At 63.0% G+C, this 17,499-nt stretch carries 18 protein-coding genes; 10 read left to right on the top strand and 8 right to left on the bottom strand.

Translation table 11 applies throughout. The features are described 5' to 3' along the window. Positions 1-54: 54 nt before the first annotated feature. Positions 55-555, bottom strand: coding sequence for a DUF721 domain-containing protein (locus tag NKJ73_RS24445; protein WP_023674157.1), 501 nt, complete (start codon positions 553-555; stop codon positions 55-57). Between the two features lie 49 nt (positions 556-604). Between NKJ73_RS24445 and mutY the strand changes: the two genes are divergently transcribed. Both mutY and NKJ73_RS24455 read left to right on the top strand, forming a co-directional pair. Then, the gene (mutY, locus tag NKJ73_RS24450) at positions 605-1,717 is read left to right on the top strand and encodes an A/G-specific adenine glycosylase (protein ID WP_023674156.1); all 1,113 of its coding nucleotides are present in this window, start codon (positions 605-607) and stop codon (positions 1,715-1,717) included. Positions 1,718-1,728: 11 nt separating this feature from the next. After that, positions 1,729-2,340, top strand: coding sequence for an HAD family hydrolase (locus NKJ73_RS24455; protein ID WP_023674155.1), 612 nt, complete (start codon positions 1,729-1,731; stop codon positions 2,338-2,340). A 65-nt stretch (positions 2,341-2,405) separates the two neighbouring features. On the opposite strand, the gene NKJ73_RS24460 is transcribed toward NKJ73_RS24455, so the two are convergent. Next, complete coding sequence (locus NKJ73_RS24460) at positions 2,406-3,539, bottom strand: site-specific DNA-methyltransferase (protein ID WP_023674154.1); 1,134 nt, start codon at positions 3,537-3,539, stop codon at positions 2,406-2,408. Positions 3,540-3,719: 180 nt separating this feature from the next. On the opposite strand from NKJ73_RS24460, the gene NKJ73_RS24465 reads away from it, so the two are divergent. Further along, entirely contained in the window at positions 3,720-4,409 is a 690-nt protein-coding gene (locus NKJ73_RS24465; RefSeq protein WP_023674153.1) for an HAD family hydrolase, read from the top strand. 38 nt (positions 4,410-4,447) lie between these two features. Here the strand turns inward: NKJ73_RS24465 and NKJ73_RS24470 are convergent, their stop codons facing one another. Next, entirely contained in the window at positions 4,448-5,146 is a 699-nt protein-coding gene (locus tag NKJ73_RS24470; protein ID WP_023674152.1) for a hypothetical protein, read from the bottom strand. A 128-nt stretch (positions 5,147-5,274) separates the two neighbouring features. On the opposite strand from NKJ73_RS24470, the gene thrC reads away from it, so the two are divergent. Genes thrC through NKJ73_RS24490 form a run of 4 tightly spaced genes read left to right on the top strand, consistent with a single transcriptional unit; the run spans position 5,275 to position 11,482 of the window. Next, positions 5,275-6,672 (top strand): threonine synthase, encoded by a 1,398-nt coding sequence (gene thrC / locus NKJ73_RS24475; protein ID WP_023674151.1) that lies wholly within the window; start codon positions 5,275-5,277, stop codon positions 6,670-6,672. Between the two features lie 14 nt (positions 6,673-6,686). After that, positions 6,687-7,979 carry a M16 family metallopeptidase gene (locus NKJ73_RS24480; protein ID WP_023674150.1) on the top strand — a complete coding sequence of 431 codons (1,293 nt, stop codon included), beginning with the start codon at positions 6,687-6,689 and terminating at the stop codon, positions 7,977-7,979. Positions 7,980-7,994: 15 nt separating this feature from the next. Next, the gene (locus NKJ73_RS24485) at positions 7,995-8,591 is read left to right on the top strand and encodes a GNAT family N-acetyltransferase (RefSeq protein ID WP_023674149.1); all 597 of its coding nucleotides are present in this window, start codon (positions 7,995-7,997) and stop codon (positions 8,589-8,591) included. 2 nt (positions 8,592-8,593) lie between these two features. Next, positions 8,594-11,482, top strand: coding sequence for an EAL domain-containing protein (locus NKJ73_RS24490; protein WP_023674148.1), 2,889 nt, complete (start codon positions 8,594-8,596; stop codon positions 11,480-11,482). 24 nt (positions 11,483-11,506) lie between these two features. Here NKJ73_RS24490 and NKJ73_RS24495 read toward each other — a convergent pair whose 3' ends face one another. Next, positions 11,507-12,115 (bottom strand): YqgE/AlgH family protein, encoded by a 609-nt coding sequence (locus NKJ73_RS24495; RefSeq protein ID WP_031211061.1) that lies wholly within the window; start codon positions 12,113-12,115, stop codon positions 11,507-11,509. 147 nt (positions 12,116-12,262) lie between these two features. On the opposite strand from NKJ73_RS24495, the gene NKJ73_RS24500 reads away from it, so the two are divergent. The 3 genes from NKJ73_RS24500 (at position 12,263) to NKJ73_RS24510 (ending at position 14,278) form a co-directional block, all read left to right on the top strand. Next, positions 12,263-13,069 (top strand): protein-disulfide reductase DsbD domain-containing protein, encoded by an 807-nt coding sequence (locus NKJ73_RS24500; protein ID WP_023674146.1) that lies wholly within the window; start codon positions 12,263-12,265, stop codon positions 13,067-13,069. An 81-nt stretch (positions 13,070-13,150) separates the two neighbouring features. Then, complete coding sequence (locus NKJ73_RS24505) at positions 13,151-13,651, top strand: peroxiredoxin (RefSeq protein ID WP_023674145.1); 501 nt, start codon at positions 13,151-13,153, stop codon at positions 13,649-13,651. Positions 13,652-13,798: 147 nt separating this feature from the next. Then, on the top strand, positions 13,799-14,278 hold the full coding sequence (locus NKJ73_RS24510) for a DUF2938 domain-containing protein (protein ID WP_352571387.1): 480 nt from the start codon (positions 13,799-13,801) through the stop codon (positions 14,276-14,278). Positions 14,279-14,282: 4 nt separating this feature from the next. Here the strand turns inward: NKJ73_RS24510 and NKJ73_RS24515 are convergent, their stop codons facing one another. The 4 genes from NKJ73_RS24515 to ispH are packed head-to-tail and all read right to left on the bottom strand — an operon-like array spanning position 14,283 to position 17,416. Then, positions 14,283-14,876, bottom strand: coding sequence for a histidine phosphatase family protein (locus tag NKJ73_RS24515; RefSeq protein ID WP_352456891.1), 594 nt, complete (start codon positions 14,874-14,876; stop codon positions 14,283-14,285). 43 nt (positions 14,877-14,919) lie between these two features. After that, a complete protein-coding gene (gene rnhA, locus NKJ73_RS24520; protein WP_023674142.1) occupies positions 14,920-15,447 on the bottom strand; it encodes a ribonuclease HI in 528 nt (175 codons plus the stop codon). Continuing rightward, the gene (locus NKJ73_RS24525) at positions 15,444-16,406 is read right to left on the bottom strand and encodes a homoserine kinase (protein WP_352456890.1); all 963 of its coding nucleotides are present in this window, start codon (positions 16,404-16,406) and stop codon (positions 15,444-15,446) included. Before NKJ73_RS24525 ends, rnhA begins: the two co-directional genes overlap by 4 nt. Before the next feature lie 5 nt (positions 16,407-16,411). Continuing rightward, positions 16,412-17,416 (bottom strand): 4-hydroxy-3-methylbut-2-enyl diphosphate reductase, encoded by a 1,005-nt coding sequence (gene ispH, locus NKJ73_RS24530; RefSeq protein ID WP_352456889.1) that lies wholly within the window; start codon positions 17,414-17,416, stop codon positions 16,412-16,414. Positions 17,417-17,499 lie beyond the last annotated feature (83 nt).

The following is a 17,499-nucleotide window of genomic DNA, read 5'->3' on the forward strand; positions in this document are numbered from 1 at the left end:
TACCGCCCCTATTCCAATCGCCAAATCCGGGCATACCATCACGATAGCGCGAGATCACGGTTTCTTTTGACCGAGAATGGTGGCGCCAAGCCGCTCCAGCGAGGCGCGCAGCCCGCCGTCCTCGATCAAACCAACGGTGCCCGACAGCTTCGCTTTCTCGGCCGCAGTCAGCGGCCGCAAACTGGGTTTCGGCTTGTCCTTGCCCGCCATTACCGGCTTCTGCACGATCCTGATCCGGCCGATCGCATTGAAACCGAGGAAGGCATTGACCCGGTTGATGATCTCGCCGGTCTCGTGCTGCAGATGCAGTGCCGCTACACCCTCGCAGGCAATCACCAGCACCGCCGGTTCGAAAGGATCGTCCTCATGCATGCGGCGCGGCCACTGGATCTTTTCCGGGCGCGAGCGGCCGGCAAGCCGCGGCCCGGCAATTTCTTCCCATGACTGGACCAGTCCGATCGACATACCGGCCCGCTTGCGCAGCACCGGGTCGAGGATCTCGGTTGCGAGATCGCTCACCGGAACGGGATTGCCGAAGGGCCTTTTCCCTGCCATGTGCGTTCTCCAGCTTCAGCACCAATGGATTAGGGCCGACCCTCGATCAATGGCACTGCACGACCAGACCCGCAAGGCCGTATCCGGAGACAATGTCGAGATCGCCTCCCGGCTGCTTGCCTGGTACGACGCGCATCACCGCGACCTGCCCTGGCGCGTTTCGCCGCGCGCGCTGGCGGGCGGGGCGCGGCCCGATCCCTATCTGGTCTGGCTTTCCGAGGTGATGCTGCAGCAAACCACGGTCGAGGCGGTAAAATCCTATTTTCAGGCGTTCATGCAGAAATGGCCAACGGTCCAGGCGCTGGCGGCGGCACCGACCCAAGACGTCATGAAGGCCTGGGCCGGGCTCGGCTATTATTCCCGCGCCCGTAACCTCAAAGCCTGTGCCGATCTCGTCGCGCGGCAAGGCGGCCGCTTTCCGGACAGCGAGTCCGGCTTGAAGGAACTGCCCGGCATCGGCGCCTATACGGCGGCGGCGATCGCAGCGATCGCCTTCGACCGACCAGCCGCGGTCGTCGACGGCAATGTCGAACGGGTCGTCTCACGGCTGTTTTCGATCGCCACGCCGCTGGGCGAAGCCAAGGGCGAGATACGCGGCCAGGTCGAACGCATGGTTCCCCTGACAAGGCCCGGCGACTTCGCGCAGGCGATGATGGACCTGGGCGCGACGATCTGCACGCCGCGCCGGCCCCGCTGCATTCTGTGCCCCGTTCGCGTGGACTGCAGCGCCACGATCTCGGGCGACCCCGAACGCTTTCCGGTCCGCCTGCCCAAGGCCGAAAGACCCTTACGCCGCGGTGCCGCCTTCGTTGCCGTCAGGTGCGACGGCGCCATCCTTCTGCGCAAGCGCGCGGACAAAGGCCTGCTCGGCGGCATGACTGAGGTGCCGACGACCGGCTGGACGGCGCGCATAGACGGCGCCACCACGGAAGCGGCGGCCCCGCTCCCCGGCAACTGGCAGCAGGCCGGACGCATCGGCCATATCTTTACCCATTTTGCGCTTGAACTCGACGTGTTCAAGGCGGAGACCGACGTTGCCGCCCCGGTCGGGCATTTCTGGTCGCTGGCCCATGAAATTTCCGGGGAAGCGCTGCCGAGCGTCATGAAAAAGGTAATCGAAGCGGCGATGCCGGGCGCGACGAAAAAGCAGCGGCCGCGTTGAAAGAGAGAAGAATGACTGAAATCCGCCACATCGTTTTCGACATCGGCAAAGTGCTGATCCACTATGATCCGGACCTGCCCTTCAGTCGCTTGATCCCCGATCCCGACGAACGGAAATGGTTCTTCGACAATGTCTGCACGCATGATTGGAACATCGAGCAGGATCGCGGCCGCAGTTGGGAAGAGGCCGAAGCGCTGGCGATCGCGCAATATCCCGAGCACGCCGAAAATATCCGCAATTTCCGCCGGCACTGGCACGAGATGGTGCCTCACGCCTATGAGGACAGCGTCGCCATCATGATCGGCCTGATCGACAGCGGCCATGACGTGACGATGCTCACCAATTTCGCTGCGGATACGCTCGCCGAGGCCCGCGAGCGCTTCGATTTCCTCAATCGGCCGCGCGGCGTCACCGTTTCCGGCGACATCCGCCAGATCAAGCCGGATCGCGCCATCTATGACCACCACGTCGCCGCGTTCAGCCTCGAACCGTCAGCGACGCTGTTCATCGACGACAGCCAGAAGAACGTCGACGGCGCCAAGGCGGCGGGCTGGCAGTCGGTGCTGTTCACCGATGCAAAGACGCTCAGGGCGGACCTTGAGCGCCTTGGGATCAAAGTGTGATTTGAATCGGTTCCAGGAGTTGGTTGAGCCTTCGCATTAACCGATCTGTCGCAACTCGGAAGCCGTCAGGCGCCCGCCCGCTCCATGCCTAGCCGAGCAATGCGGCGAAGCTCGTCGATCGGGGTCAGGCCGCCGCTGCGCTCATAATGCCAGAAGGTCCATCCGTTGCAGGCGTCCAGCCCCTGCACCTCGGCGCCGATCTTGTGGATCGACCCGGCACTGTCGCCGATCGCCAGCGTGCCGTCGGCGCGCACTTTTGCCGCCCAGCGCTTCTTGGCGTCGTAAAGCGTGGCGCCTGGCGCCACCAGGCCATTGTCGAGAAGCGTGACGAAGGCGACGCGCGGCTCAGCGCGCTTGCCGGTCAGTACCGTCAAATTGGCGCCTTCCAGCGGCCGGACCGCATCGATACGTTCCATGGCGGCATCGATATAGGTTTGTTCGCGCTCGATGCCGACGAAGTGGCGGCCAAGCCGCTTGGCCACAGCCCCGGTGGTTCCTGAACCGAAGAACGGGTCGAGCACGATGTCGCCCGGCCTGGTCGATGCCGTCATGACGCGGGCAAGCAACGCTTCCGGCTTCTGCGTCGGATGCAATTTGTCACCATTGTCGTTCTTCAGGCGCTCGCCGCCGGTGCAGATCGGAAACAGCCAGTCCGAGCGCATCTGGACGTCGTCGTTCGATGCCTTCAGCGCCTCGTAGTTGAAAGTGTAGCCCTTGCCCTTCTGGTCGCGCGATGCCCAGATCATCGTCTCATGCGCGTTCTGGAAACGGCGGCCACGGAAATTGGGCATTGGATTGGTCTTGCGCCAGACGACGTCGTTGAGGATCCAGAAGCCCAGGTCCTGCATCTTTGCCCCGACCCTGAAAATATTGTGGTAGGAGCCGATAACCCAGATCGTGCCGTTGGGCTTCAACACACGGCGCGCCGCCAGCAGCCAGGCGCGGGTGAAGGCGTCGTAGGCCTCAAAACTGTCGAACTGGTCCCAATGGTCGTCGACGGCATCGACCTTGGATTGGTCGGGCCGGTGCAGATCGCCATCGAGCTGCAAATTATAGGGCGGATCGGCGAAGATCACGTCGATCGACTTTTCCGGCAGCCGTTCGAGCGCGGCGACGCAGTCGCCCTTCAGGATCGTATCCAGCCACTCGGATTGCTGGGGAGCATCGGAAAGCTCGTCGAGAAGACGCACGGCAGACATTGTGACACCCAAGGCACGCGTTACTGTTTACTGTCCGTTATGGTTACCGATCAGCGTAAATATTCAGTGAAGCAGCCCGCCGAATTTGCGAAGCCCGGCCTGTTGGTGTATGCCGCGCCGCCTGAGCCGTTTGGACCAAAGGGCCCTCGGCATTCCCCTCATCCCGCTTTCCGGATCACCATGCCCCAGCCAGACCTTGTCATCTTCGATTGCGACGGCGTGCTCGTCGATTCCGAAATCATCGCCGCGCGGATCGATGCCGAGCTGTTGACCTCGGCCGGCTACGAGATATCGGCCGAGGAGATTTCCGAGGTCTATGCCGGGTTGACTTTCAAGGACATCATGATGCGGGTCGAGGAAAAGTCCCGGATCCCGTTCCAGGCCTCGCTGATCGACAAGGAGGAACAGCTGGTCGATCGTCGGCTGCGCAGCGACGTGCGTGCCATCGACGGGGCGCACGAGGCTGTCGCCGCGGTAGCAGTGCCGCGCTGCGTCTGTTCGAATTCGCGTTCGGAGCGAATCGAATTCATGCTGGAGAAGGTGCAGCTTTTGCCGTTCTTTGCCGGCCGTATCTTTTCCTCGCTGGAAACCCCGACCGGGAAATCCAAGCCGGCGCCGGACGTGTTTCGGTTCGCCGCGGAAAAGCTCAAGGCCGATCCTGCGAACACCTTTGTCATCGAGGATTCGGTGCATGGCGTCACCGGCGCCAAGACGGCGGGAATGCGCGTCATCGGCTTCACCGGCGCGGCGCACAGCTATCCCGGCCACGCCGATGCGCTGACCGAGGCCGGCGCGGAAACGGTCATCCGCCGCTGGGCGGAACTGAAAAGCGTGATCGCCGCGCTGTCGGAATGGTCGGCGGACGCCTGAGAGGCCGCCTCCAACCGCCGTGGCGCGAATGCAGCGGCTCAGTTGGTCGCGGCGGCTTTCTTCTTCCTCGGCTTGTCTGTCGCTACTTTCGGAGCGCCCTCGTCATACCCGGCATATGCCTGGTAGTCCTTCGCCGTCGGCTCCGGAACGACGACGTTGGAATCGGTGAAGACGAACTGCGTGGCACTCGAAGGATCGGTAACCTGGACCTGATAGGAGTGAAGCTGCGAATAGAGAACTTCGGTGCCGTGCATCACCGCGATGCGGATCGGCATGGTGATGGTGCCGGGGGTGAACATCGGGCCAGGCACGACCTTGCCGGCGACGGCTATCTTCATCGACAAGGAGCCGTTGGCGCGGCTGCAGTCGCGGGTCACATCGGTGATCGAAGCCTGATAGATGATCTTGGCGGAATCGTCCGGCTGATCGGCGCCAGCCGCGTCCGCTGCCGGCTGGGCGGCTTCCTCGGCGGCAACATCGGTTTTTTTCTTCGGCTTCGGACCGCTCTTGGCGTAGGTATTGAAGAAGGCAGTGCCGTCACGCAACGTCACTTTCGGGCAATAGGCCTGCAGCTGGCTGGAAAGCACCTTGGGATCGGGTGGCGGTGGCGGTGTCGTATCCTTTTTGCCGAAGCCGAGAATTCCATTGTCGCTCGATTGGCAACCTGCGGCGGCAAGCATAAAGCCGGCGAGCGCCAGACCCGCGACAAAACGACCGTTGAATGAATGAAACGCCATGAACTGCACTTCCCTCTCGCAAAGCCGGTGACGTATATCAACCGCGCGGCAAAAATGCGACTGAGCCTGCGCAGAAATCCACCACCTCGCGGCGGGCGAAAATTCCCGGCAGCAATGGAAACGTGACGATGCAATATGTGAGTACCCGCGGGGAAGCGCCCGCGCTTGGATTTTCCGACGCGGTGCTGGCCGGACTGGCGCGCGACGGCGGGCTCTACCTGCCGAGCGCCTGGCCGCATTTTTCCGCAGCCGAGATCCGCGCCATGCGCGGCCTTGCCTATCCCGATCTTGCCATCCGTGTGCTGTCGCCGTTCCTCGGCGGCGAGATCGCGGCGCCGGTGTTCGAACGGCTGGTGCGCGAAGCCTATGCGACCTTCCGCCATGAGGCCGTCTGCCCGCTCGTGCAGACCGGGCCGAACAGCTTCGTGCTCGAGCTGTTCCACGGCCCGACGCTCGCGTTCAAGGACGTGGCGATGCAGCTTCTTGCGCGGCTGATGGACCATGTGCTGGCCGAGCGCGACCAGCGCGCCACCATTGTCGGTGCCACCTCCGGCGACACCGGAGGGGCCGCCATCGATGCCTTTGCCGGGCGCAACCGCACCGACATCTTCGTGCTTTTCCCGCACGGCCGCGTCTCGCCGGTACAGCAGCGGCAGATGACGACCTCGACCGCCGCAAACGTCCATGCGTTGGCGATCGAAGGCAATTTCGACGACTGCCAGGGCCTGGTAAAGGCCATGTTCAACGACCACGGTTTTCGCGACCGGGTATCGCTGTCCGGCGTCAACTCGATCAACTGGGCCCGCATCATGGCCCAGATCGTCTATTATTTCTCGTCCGGCCTGTCGCTCGGCGCGCCCGACAGGCCGGTTTCCTTCACCGTGCCGACCGGCAATTTCGGCGACATCTTCGCCGGCTATGCCGCCAAGAAGATGGGGCTGCCGATCGAACGGCTGATCATCGCCACCAACGACAACGATATTCTGGCGCGCACGCTGGCGACCGGCGAATACCGCATGAAGGGGGTCTTTTCGACCACGTCGCCCTCGATGGACATCCAGGTGTCTTCGAACTTCGAACGCTTGCTGTTCGAGGCGTCCGGCCGCGATGCCTCGACCGTGCGGCGCTACATGGACGGGCTCAAGCAGTCCGGCGCCTTCACCATCGAGGCCGGGGAAATCGCCAGGATCCGCTCCGAATTCGACGCCGGCCGCGCCACCATGGACGAGGTCGCCGCCACCATCCGCACCACACTTGCGGCGAGCGGCTATCTGCTCGACCCGCATACGGCCGCGGCCGTGCATGTGGCCGCCGGCAAGGCTGCGGGTGAGGTGCCGATGGTGGTGCTGGGCACTGCGCACCCGGCAAAGTTTCCCGCCGCCGTCGAAGCCGCCAGCGGCGTGTCGCCTGCCCTGCCTGCATGGCTAGGCGGGTTGATGAGCGCCGAGGAAAAATACACGGTACTTCCATCCGACCTGAAAATGGTGGAAGATTATCTCGGCCGCCACACGCGGGCGGCGCGTTAGGGAGTAATTGCCATATGGGTGTTGAGGTAAGCCGTCTGTCGAACGGCCTGACAGTCGCCACCGAAACCCTTCCAAGCCTCGAATCTGTTGCCCTTGGCGCCTGGGTCAAATCGGGCGCACGCAACGAGCGTGACGAAGAGCACGGAATGGCGCACTTGCTCGAGCACATGGCTTTCAAGGGCACCAGGCGGCGAAGCGCCTTCGAGATTGCCTCGGAGATCGAGGACGTCGGCGGCGAGATCAATGCCGCCACCAGCGTCGAGACGACCTCCTATTATGCAAGGGTTCTGAGCGACGACGTGCCGCTGGCCGTCGATATCCTTTCCGACATCCTGCAGGAATCCGAATTCGATCCGCAGGAGTTGGAACGAGAGCAGCATGTGATTCTGCAGGAGATCGGCGCCGCGCACGATACGCCCGACGACGTCGTTTTCGATCACTTTACCGAGACCGCCTTCCGCCACCAGACTATCGGCCGCTCGATTCTTGGCACGCCGGAAACCGTCAAATCCTTCACTTCGAAGCAGCTGCACGACTTCATCGAACGACAGTACGGTGCCGAGAACATGGTGATGGTGGCGGCCGGCGATATCAAGCACGACGATTTCGTGCGGGAAGTCGAAAAGCGTCTCGGCAGCTTCCGCGGCAAGGCCGACGGCACCATCCCGCAATATGCGCAGTATGTCGGCGGCGATTTTCGCGAGGACCGCGACCTGATGGACGCCCAGATCGTGCTGGGTTTCGAGGGCCGCGCCTATCACGTCCGCGATTTCTATGCCTCCCAGGTCCTGTCGATGATCCTGGGCGGCGGCATGTCGTCGCGACTTTTCCAGGAAGTCCGCGAAAAACGCGGCCTGTGCTATTCGGTCTATGCCTTCCATTGGGGTTTTTCCGACACCGGCGTCTTCGGGGTCCATGCGGCGACCGGACAAAGCGATATTGCCGAGCTGGTGCCTGTGATCATTGACGAGCTGCAAAAGGCCGGTGAAAACATCCTGCAGGAGGAGCTTGACCGGGCGCGTGCCCAATACCGCGCCGGGCTGATCATGTCGGCCGAGAGCCCGGCCAGCCGCGCCTCCCAGATCGCCAGGCAGTTGCTTCTGTTCGGCAGGCCGATCGCCAAGGAAGAGCTGATGGAGCGGCTGGCGGCGTTGACTGTCGAGCGGCTGACGGATCTGTCGTCCCGGCTTTTTTCGACCAAGCCGACGCTTACAGCCGTCGGGCCGGTGGGTACGCTCGCGCCCTATGAGGCAATCCTCGATTCGCTTTCGGGCACGCAGACCACTGCCCGTAAGCTTGCCGTCTAAGCCTATTCGAGCGTCGTGTTCGCGCTCCCTTTCTTTCGCCGCGACCTGCCGGCACTGAAGGGCGAGCTTGTCACGCTGCGCGTACCGCTGACCAACGACTATCGCGAGTGGTCGGTGCTGCGCAGTGAAAGCCGCGCTTTTCTTGAGCCGTGGGAGCCGCGATGGACCCCTGACGAACTCGACCGCACGGCGTGGCGGCATCGTATCGGGCGCTACCGCGAGGACTACGCGCAGGGGACGGCGATCGCCTTCTTCATCTTCGAGAAAAGCAGCGGCAGGCTGGCCGGCGGTATCACCCTCGGCAATATCCGCCACGGGGTCGCCCAAAGCGGCCATATCGGCTACTGGATCGGCGAGCGCTTCAGCGGACGCGGCCTGATGACCGATGCCGTCAAGGTGGTGACGCGTTTCGCCTTCGAAACGCTGCGATTGCACCGGATCGAAGCTGCCTGTATTCCCGACAACGCCCGGTCGATCCGCGTGCTTGAAAAAGCCGGATTCCGGCGCGAAGGACTGCTACGATCCTATCTCAGGATCAACGGCATCTGGCAGGACCATTACCTATACGCCCGAATCGCGGACGATCCGCCGGGCGTTGGAACAAAGGACTGATTTTGACGAATTTTCTGCGCAAGGGGTCGCTGCTTGCCTTTATGCTGGCGGCAATCGTCACGCTCTGCGCGGCATCCTCGGCGTTTGCCGTAGAACCGATCAAGATCGCCCGCGACGACGTTGCGCTCGATCTTTCGGGGGCCGTCTCGATCTACCGGAACCAGGGCGAGAATTTTCAGGTGTCGACCGCGCCAGGCCCGGACGGCATCGTGCGGCGCATCGAGGTCGAGGCAAATGATGCGCGCTCGACCGGTGACTGGGCGGTGTTCGCGCTCGCTAATACCACCGACCAGCAGCTCGACAGGCTGATTGTCGCACCGCATTTCCGGCTGGTGAATTCCGGCCTGTTCTGGCCGGATCTCGGCTCGACCCGTATCGCTGCGATCACGCCCAGCGAAGGCTTTGCGCTCGACCGTCAGACCAGCCCCGACGCCGACGTGTTCCGGGTGACGTTGAACCCCGGAACGGTGATTACCTTCATCGCCGAGCTCGCCTCGCCCAAGCTGCCGCAGGTCTATCTGTGGGATCCTGAATCCTACAAGGACTCGGTCAATTCCTACACGCTGTTTCGTGGCATCGTCATCGGCATCGCCGGCCTGCTGGCGCTGTTCCTGACCATTCTTTTCGTCGTCAAGGGGACCTCGATGTTCCCGGCAACGGCGGCCCTAGCCTGGGCGGTGCTTGCCTATATCTGCGTCGATTTCGGCTTTCTCAACAAGATCATAGAGATCTCACCGGGCAATGAGCAGATGTGGCGCGCCGGAACGGAGGTGGCGCTCGCGGCGACCTTCGTGGTGTTCCTGTTTGCCTATCTCAACCTCAACCGGTGGCACGGCCATTTCAGCTACGGCGCACTGGTCTGGATTCTCGGGCTGGTGCTGATCGCCGGTGTCGCCATCATCGATCCGGCGGTTGCCGCCGGCATTGCCAGGCTGTCCTTCGCCGCCACCGCGCTGACCGGGCTCGGCCTGATCATCTTCCTCGGTATCCGCGGTTACGACCGCGCCATCATGCTGGTGCCCAGTTGGGTGATGGTTCTGCTGTGGCTATGCGGATCGTGGATGGCAATCACCGGCATGCTGGACAACGATATCGCTCAGCCGGCGCTGGGCGGTGGGCTGATCCTCATCATCCTGCTGATCGGCTTCACCGTGATGCAGCACGCTTTTGCCGGCGGCGCGCTGCATCAGGGCCTGTTCTCCGACCTTGAGCGGCAGGCGCTGGCGGTTGCCGGATCGGGCGATACTGTGTGGGACTGGGACGTGCTGCGCGACCGCGTCGTCACTCGTCCCGACGTCAGCATTCAGCTCGGTCTTGCCCCCAACAGCCTCGGCGGCCCTGCCCGCAACTGGCTGCCGGTGCTGCATGCCGACGACCGCGACACGTTTCGCACGACACTCGACGTGGTGCTCGAGCACCGGCGCGGCCGGGTGTCGCAAAACTTTCGCCTGCGCGGCGCCGACGGGCACTATCACTGGTTTTCGTTGCGCGCCCGGCCGGTGATCGGCTCGGACGGCGAGGTCATCCGCTGCGTCGGCACCATGGTCGACGTGACGGAGCAGAAGAAATCCGAGGAACGGCTGCTGCATGACGCCGTGCACGACAATCTGACCGGCCTGCCCAACCGCGAGCTGTTCATGAACCGGCTGGAGGCGATCATTTCGATTGCCCGCACCGAAGAGAAGGTGCGCCCGACCGTCTTCGTCATCGACATAGACCGGTTCAAGCAGGTCAATGACGGGCTCGGCATCTCGGCCGGCGATACCATCCTTTTGACTATCGCGCGGCGGCTGCACCGACTGCTCAAGCCGAAGGATTCGCTGTCGCGCTTTGCCGGCGACCAGTTCGCGCTGATGCTTTTGTCGGAGCAGGATCCGGCCCGCATCGCGGCCATTGCCGATGCCATCAAGCACGCCATCAACAACCCGATCACCTTCGCCAAGCGCGAGATCGTGCTGACGGCCTCGATCGGGCTGATCACCTGGACCGCCACGCAGACCTCGGCCGAGGACATGGTCAAGGATGCCGAGCTTGCCATGCATCAGGCCAAGCGCTTCGGCGGCGACCGGATCGAGCCGTTCCGTCCCGCCTTCCGCACCGTCGGCACCGACCGGCTGCAGTTCGAGTCCGATCTGCGCCGCGCCATCGAACGACGCGAATTCACGCTTGCCTACCAGCCGATCGTGCGGCTGGAGGACGGCAGCGTCGCAGGCTTCGAAGCGCTGCTGCGCTGGGACCATCCGCGGCGCGGCATGATCCCGCCGGCGGATTTCATTCCGGTTGCCGAAAACTGCGGCCTCATCGTGCAGCTTGGGCTGTTTGCCATGCAGCAGGCTGCCGAAGACCTGGCGGGATGGCAAAAGCAGATCGGCGATGCGCCGCTGTCGGTCTCGGTCAATCTGTCCAGCCGCCAGCTCATCCGCCGCGACCTGGTCAGCGACGTCCGCTCGGTGATCGCGCGAGCCAACCTGAAACCGCGCTGCTTCCGGCTCGAACTCACCGAATCGCTGGTGATGGACAATCCCGAGCAGACCGCCCATGTGCTGACCAAGTTGAAGCAGCTTGGCATCGGCCTGTCGCTGGATGATTTCGGCACCGGCTATTCATCGCTGGCCTATCTGACGCGCTTTCCGTTCGACACTATCAAGATCGACAAGAGCTTCGTCGACGACGCGACGCCGAAACGTGCGGTGCTGCTCAAATCCATGGTCAACATGGCGCATGAACTCGGCCTGTCGGTTGTCGCCGAAGGCATTTCGGACGAGAGCGATGCGCTGGAGTTGCGGCAGATGGGCTGCGAATACGTGCAGAGCTTCATGTTCGGCGCGCCGATGCCGGGCGACCAGGTGCTGAAGACGCTGAAGGAACAGTATCCGCTCACTCAAGCGTGACAAGTTTCGGGGACGTGATGAGGCTCAGGCGTGACCGGCAGCCAGGCTGAGATGCGCGAGATCGATGCCGATCGAGGCGAGGATCCGGTCATATTTGCGATCGATGTCGGCGTCGAACAGAAGCTCGGCACTTGCCGGGCAAGTCAGCCAGCCATTCTCGACGATCTCGTTTTCAAGCTGGCCTGCACCCCAGCCGGCATAGCCGAGCGCCATCAGAGCCCGCCGGGGTCCGCGGCCGGAGGAGATGGCGCGCAATATGTCGACGGTCGCGGTGAGACAGACATCATCGGACACGGCGAGCGAGGATTCCACCCGGTAGTCGCCCGAATGCAGAACGAAGCCGCGGCTGCGATCCACCGGTCCGCCATTGCGCACGACGAAGTCGCGCGCCGGCGGCGGCAGGCGAATTGCCTCCAGCTCGTTCATGATGCCAAGTTGCACGAGCAGGTCCGGAAACAGCATCTGCTGCGTCTGGTTGATGATCAGCCCCATCGCGCCTTCGTCGCTGTGCGCGCAAATGTAGATGACGGAGCGCGTGAAGCGGTCGTCCTTCATGCCGGGCATGGCAATCAGGAACTGATCGTCGAGAAAGCCGGGTCCTGCGGCCGTCCTTTTATGGCGCAACAAATCCATGGCCACAGCGTAACGCGTTTCCGGGGCGTCGAAAAGATGGGCGGCGCCCGATTTGATCAGGCTCAAAAGCCGAAGGTCACGCAAATATGATGCCGGCGGCGTCATGAAATCATTGCGCGGCCATCAACGGACGATCAAATCATCGCCATGCAAAGCTTGAAAATCCTGCTGCTTGGTGTGGCCATTGGATCGGCGACCGGCTTCCCCGCCTCAGCCTCCTCGTCGGCCTGGTACAACAGCGAAGGCGGCAGGGTGCGGCTGGTAACAAGCGGCAAAGCCGACGAGGCCGGACGTCTCCAGGGCGTCCTCGACATTGCGCTGAAGCCCGGCTGGAAAACCTATTGGCGCGATCCGGGCGATGCGGGCGTGCCGCCACAGATCGACGTCTCGGCCAGCACCAACATTGCCGACGCGACGCTTTCGTTTCCGCCGCCGCAGCGCCACGATGACGGCTATGGCAAATGGGCCGGCTACGACCACCCGGTTTCGTTGCCGGTGACGTTCACGCTTGCAGCGCCCGGCCAACCGGCCGTCATCGATGCGGACATCTTCCTCGGCATTTGCGAAACCATCTGCATCCCGGTGCAGACAAGGCTGACCGTCGATCCCGGCGCCGATCCCGACAACGCCGAGGATGCGGCACTGGTCAAGGCGGGCCTTGCAACCCTGCCCGCCACGGCAACGCCCGATTTCGGCATAAACGTACTGCCGGGCGACCACGAAACGCTGATTGTCGAAGCGAGCTTTCCGGGCAGCCCCGAGGGCGCCGACTTCTTCGTTGCCGGCGAACGCGACTACATGTTCGGTGCCCCGGCACGCAGCGAAAAGGATGGCAAGCTGATCTTTACTGTACCGATCCTCGACAGGCCGTCGACAACGCCAACCGATGGCGGCCTGCACTACACACTGACAAGTGCCGCAGGCGCGGTCGAAGGCCTGTTGCCATTCCCGTGATGCCAACGTCTGGACGGTTGCCGGGCGCGCCTTAATTCGCTATCGCAAGGAGCTCCCTTCCATTTCCAAGCGAGGACCATCATGACGATCTCCGTTGGCGACAAACTGCCCGATGCGACCTTCAAGACAATGACCGCCGACGGTGCAAGGCCGATCACGACGGGCGAGATATTCTCAGGAAAGAAGGTCGTGCTGTTTGGCGTTCCAGGCGCCTTCACGCCGACCTGCAGCAACAATCATCTGCCCGGCTACCTGGACAATTACGACGCCATCCTGGCGCGCGGCGTCGACACTATCGCCGTTGTCTCGGTCAACGATGTTCACGTCATGGGGGCTTGGGCCCGCTTCAGCGGCGGTGAAGGCAAAATCCTTTATCTTGCCGATGGCAATGGCGATTTCGCCAAATCGGTCGGCCTCGACGCCGACCTCTCCAGCGGCGGCATGGGGCTACGCTCGAAGCGTTTTTCGATGATCGTCGATGACGGCAAGGTCACCGCACTCAATGTCGAGACAAAGCCCGGCGTCGACGAATCCGGTGCGGCTCACATTCTCGGACAGCTTTCCGTCCTGGCGACAGCCTAGGCCAGGCACGGCAAAGGGCGCCTTCGAGCGCTCAACGTCCAAAGGACGCTGACTTTTGCATCGGCGCATGATCCTTCCGAAAGCCGACCCGGTTTTCGGGACCATGCGTCGGCTCTTCGGGACTGCTTGCTTTTGGGGACCTCGATTATGTCTGACATCGTCTGGCGCAGCGTCGCGATCGGCATCGGCGCAACCGCGCTTATGGATGTCTGGGCGATTTTCCTGAGCAAGGCGTTTGCTCAACCGCGGCCGAACTGGGGGCTGGTCGGCCGCTGGGTCTGGCATCTCAGGGAAGGCGAGGTCTTCCATGACGACATTGGCGAGGCCTCGCCCTACCCGCATGAATCAGTACTTGGCTGGGCCTTTCATTATGCTGTCGGCATCGTCTACGGCATCATACTGGTCGTGCTGGCCGGAACGGCCTGGCTCACCGCGCCGACCTTCCTGCCGGCTTTTATGCTCGGTATCGTCACCGTCGGCGCCGGATGGTTTCTGCTGGCGCCCGGCATGGGCGCCGGCTGGGCCGCTTCGAAGCGCCCCAATCCGATGCAGGTCCGCGCCCTCAATCTTGTGTCGCATACGGTGTTTGCCATCGGACTGTTCGGCACCGCCCTGCTGATCCGATAGGTAATTAACCGTCGCGGCGCTGCGTCGGCCTGTCGATCGGCTGCCATCCATGGATAACGCGACGCGCGCTGATATCGTATGCGAAGTAGTTCCCACCGCCCGCTGGCTGATCCGCCTCGCGGCTGATTTCCCGACCGCTCAAAGAGAGCAGCAGGAGCGTTCCGACACCTCCGTGACCTATGAAAGCAACGTCGACGGCGGCGTCGGTGCGTAGCACAGTGTCTACCTCGCTTAGAATACGACGCTGGGCTTCGATAGCTCGCTCCCATCCACGAATGCTGCTGTTTGGATTGGCGAAGAATTGGTCGGCGACCGCCTCGAACTCCGATGGCGGCAGGAAACCGGTTGCCGATCGGTCATTCTCATGCATCCGTTCCCTCACCTCGACTGCAAGGCGGAGATGCCTTCCGAGTATCCCGGCGGTTTCTATCGCCTTGCGTTCACCCGACGACACGATCCGCCGGATCGACCCAACCCACGGCTGATCGAGCATTGCAGATGTTCTCGCTCGCCCGATGTCGGACAGTCCCCACTCCGGCACTGGAACGTTGGCATCGACCTGAACCTGGGGATGCGTGATGTAGTATGCAATCGGCATGATAACAGCTCTTCCTGCCAGAGAGCGGACCCGCAGCCGGAATTCAATAGCTTTGCGTCGAGCGCCGCGCCTTTGTGGCCGCCGGCTGCTTTGACTGCGAACCTGGTTCTGGCGCCGCAGTCTTGACGAGGCCTTTCTTGAAAGGCGCCATGCCGAGCCGCGCCAATTCGTCGGCGCGCTCGTTCTCAGGATGGCCGGCATGGCCCTTGACCCAATGCCAGGTGACCTGATGGCGGTTACGCGCCGCGTCGAGCTGCTGCCACAGCTCGGCATTCTTCACCGGCTGCCTGGCGGCCGTCTTCCAGCCGTTGCGCTTCCAGCCGTCGATCCAGCTGAAAATACCGTCCTTGACATAGTTGCTGTCGGTATAAAGATCGACGGCGCAGGGCTCCTTGAGCGCATTAAGCGCCGAGATGGCCGCCAACAGTTCCATACGGTTGTTGGTGGTGGCAGCCTCGCCACCATGGAGCTCCTTGATTGCGCCGTTGAAGCGCAGGATTGCGCCCCAGCCGCCAGGCCCGGGATTGCCCGAACAGGCACCATCGGTGAAGATTTCAACGCGCTTGGTCATGTCAGTCCATATTCGGAAGGAGAGTTGATCGCCCGGTGGAAGCGCATCCGGCGGATATACTCGGTCGGGTCGCGTTTCATCACCAGCCCGCCGTCCGGGACCGTCAGCCAGTCATAGAGCCGGGTCAGCATGAAGCGCAGCGCCGAACCGCGCGCCAGCATCGGCAGCGCAGCTTTCTCGTCACTGCTCAACGGCCGCACGCTTTGGTAGCCGGCAAGCAACGCCGTGCCCTTGGTCAGATTGAAAGAAAAATCCTTCTCGAAGCACCAGGCGTTGAGGCACGTGGCAACGTCATAGGCATAGAGGTCGTTGCAGGCGAAGTAGAAGTCGATCAGCCCGGACAGTTTCTCGCCGAGGAAGAACACATTGTCCGGGAAAAGATCGGCATGGATGATGCCCTGCGGCAGACCGTTCGGCCAGTTCCGCTCGAAATCGGCGAAATCGGCATCGACCTCGGCCGCCAGTCCCGGCTCGACCTCGTCGGCGCGGGCGCGGGCGGCATTCCACAGCTTGCGCCAGCCATCGATGGCAAGGGCGTTGGGGCGGGTCATCGGAAAATCCGCGCCGGCGAGATGCAGTGCCGCCAGCGCCTTGCCGACCTCGCCGCAATGCGCAGCCGTCGGCCGCCGCAGCGACAGGCCTTCGAGAAAGGTGATGATGACCGCCGGCCGGCCGGCAAGTGTTCCGATCACACCGCCATCATGTGCGGTGACCGGGAGCGGGCACGAAATGCCCTTTCTGGCGAGGTGGGCCATAAGGCCGAGAAAGAACGGCAGGTCAGCCTTGTCGACGCGCTTCTCGTAAAGCGTCAGGATGTAGGAGCCGCTGCTGGTGTGCAGAAGAAAATTCGAGTTTTCGGTGCCTTCGGCGATGCCCTTGTAGGACAAGAGGTCGCCGACCGGATAGTTCCTGAGGAATGCGCCGAGCTCGCCCTCGTTGACGTCGGTGTAGACCGCCATCGTTGCTACGCGGCCCCGTTGACGAAGGCCATGTCGGCAGCCGTCAGTTCGACATCGCGCAACACCCGCATCACCGGAAAGTCCTCCGTCTCCGTCGCCGTCACGGCCAGCTCGATGGTCACGTCGAAGCGCTGCCTGAACGCATCGACGATCTCGTCGACGATGATCTCCGGCGCCGAGGCGCCCGCCGACAGGCCGAGCGTCGAAATGCCGGCAATCTCATTCCACGGAATTTCGGAGGCGCGCTGCACGAGAAGCGACATCGAGGCGCCGGCGCGCTCGGCCACTTCGACCAGGCGCCGCGAGTTGGAGGAGTTAGGTGCGCCGACAACCAGGAAGAGATCGGCGCCGGCCGCTGTTTCCTTGACCGCTTCCTGGCGATTGGTGGTGGCATAACAGATCGATTCCGCCGCCGGCGCGTGCAGCTCGGGAAAACGCTGCTGCAGGGCGCGGATGATACCGGCGGTGTCCTCGACCGACAGCGTCGTCTGGGTGACGAAGCCGAGCGCTTGCGGGTCTGCAGGCACGAAGCTTGCGGCGTCGGCCTCGGTCTCGATCAGAGTGACCGCGCCGTCCCGCAACTGGCCCATTGTGCCGATCACCTCCGGATGCCCGGCATGGCCGATCAAGAGCACGTGGCGGCCAAGCCGCTGATGGCGCATCGCCTGCTTATGGACTTTCGAGACCAGCGGGCAAGTCGCGTCGAGATAGAACAGGTTGCGGGACTGGGCGTCGGCCGGCACCGATTTCGGCACGCCATGCGCCGAAAAGACGACCGGGCTCTGGCGATGCTCGGGCGGGATCTCGGAGAGCTCCTCGATGAACACCGCGCCGAGGCTTTGCAGCCCTTCGACGACGTAGCGGTTGTGCACGATCTCGTGGCGGACATAGACCGGCGCGCCGTATTTCTTCAGCGCCAGCACGACGATCTGGATGGCACGGTCAACGCCCGCACAGAAACCGCGGGGCTGGCAGAGCCGGATGGTCAGCGGCGGCTTTGTGTGAAGCATGATTGCATCTTACGCTGATTGTAGGCCGGTTGATCGGACTATGACTTCTGAGCTCAAGGCGCGAAATGAGGTGCGCGGCCCTG

The sequence above is a fragment of the Mesorhizobium sp. M0074 genome (assembly GCF_040322975.1).
GTDB lineage: Bacteria > Pseudomonadota > Alphaproteobacteria > Rhizobiales > Rhizobiaceae > Mesorhizobium.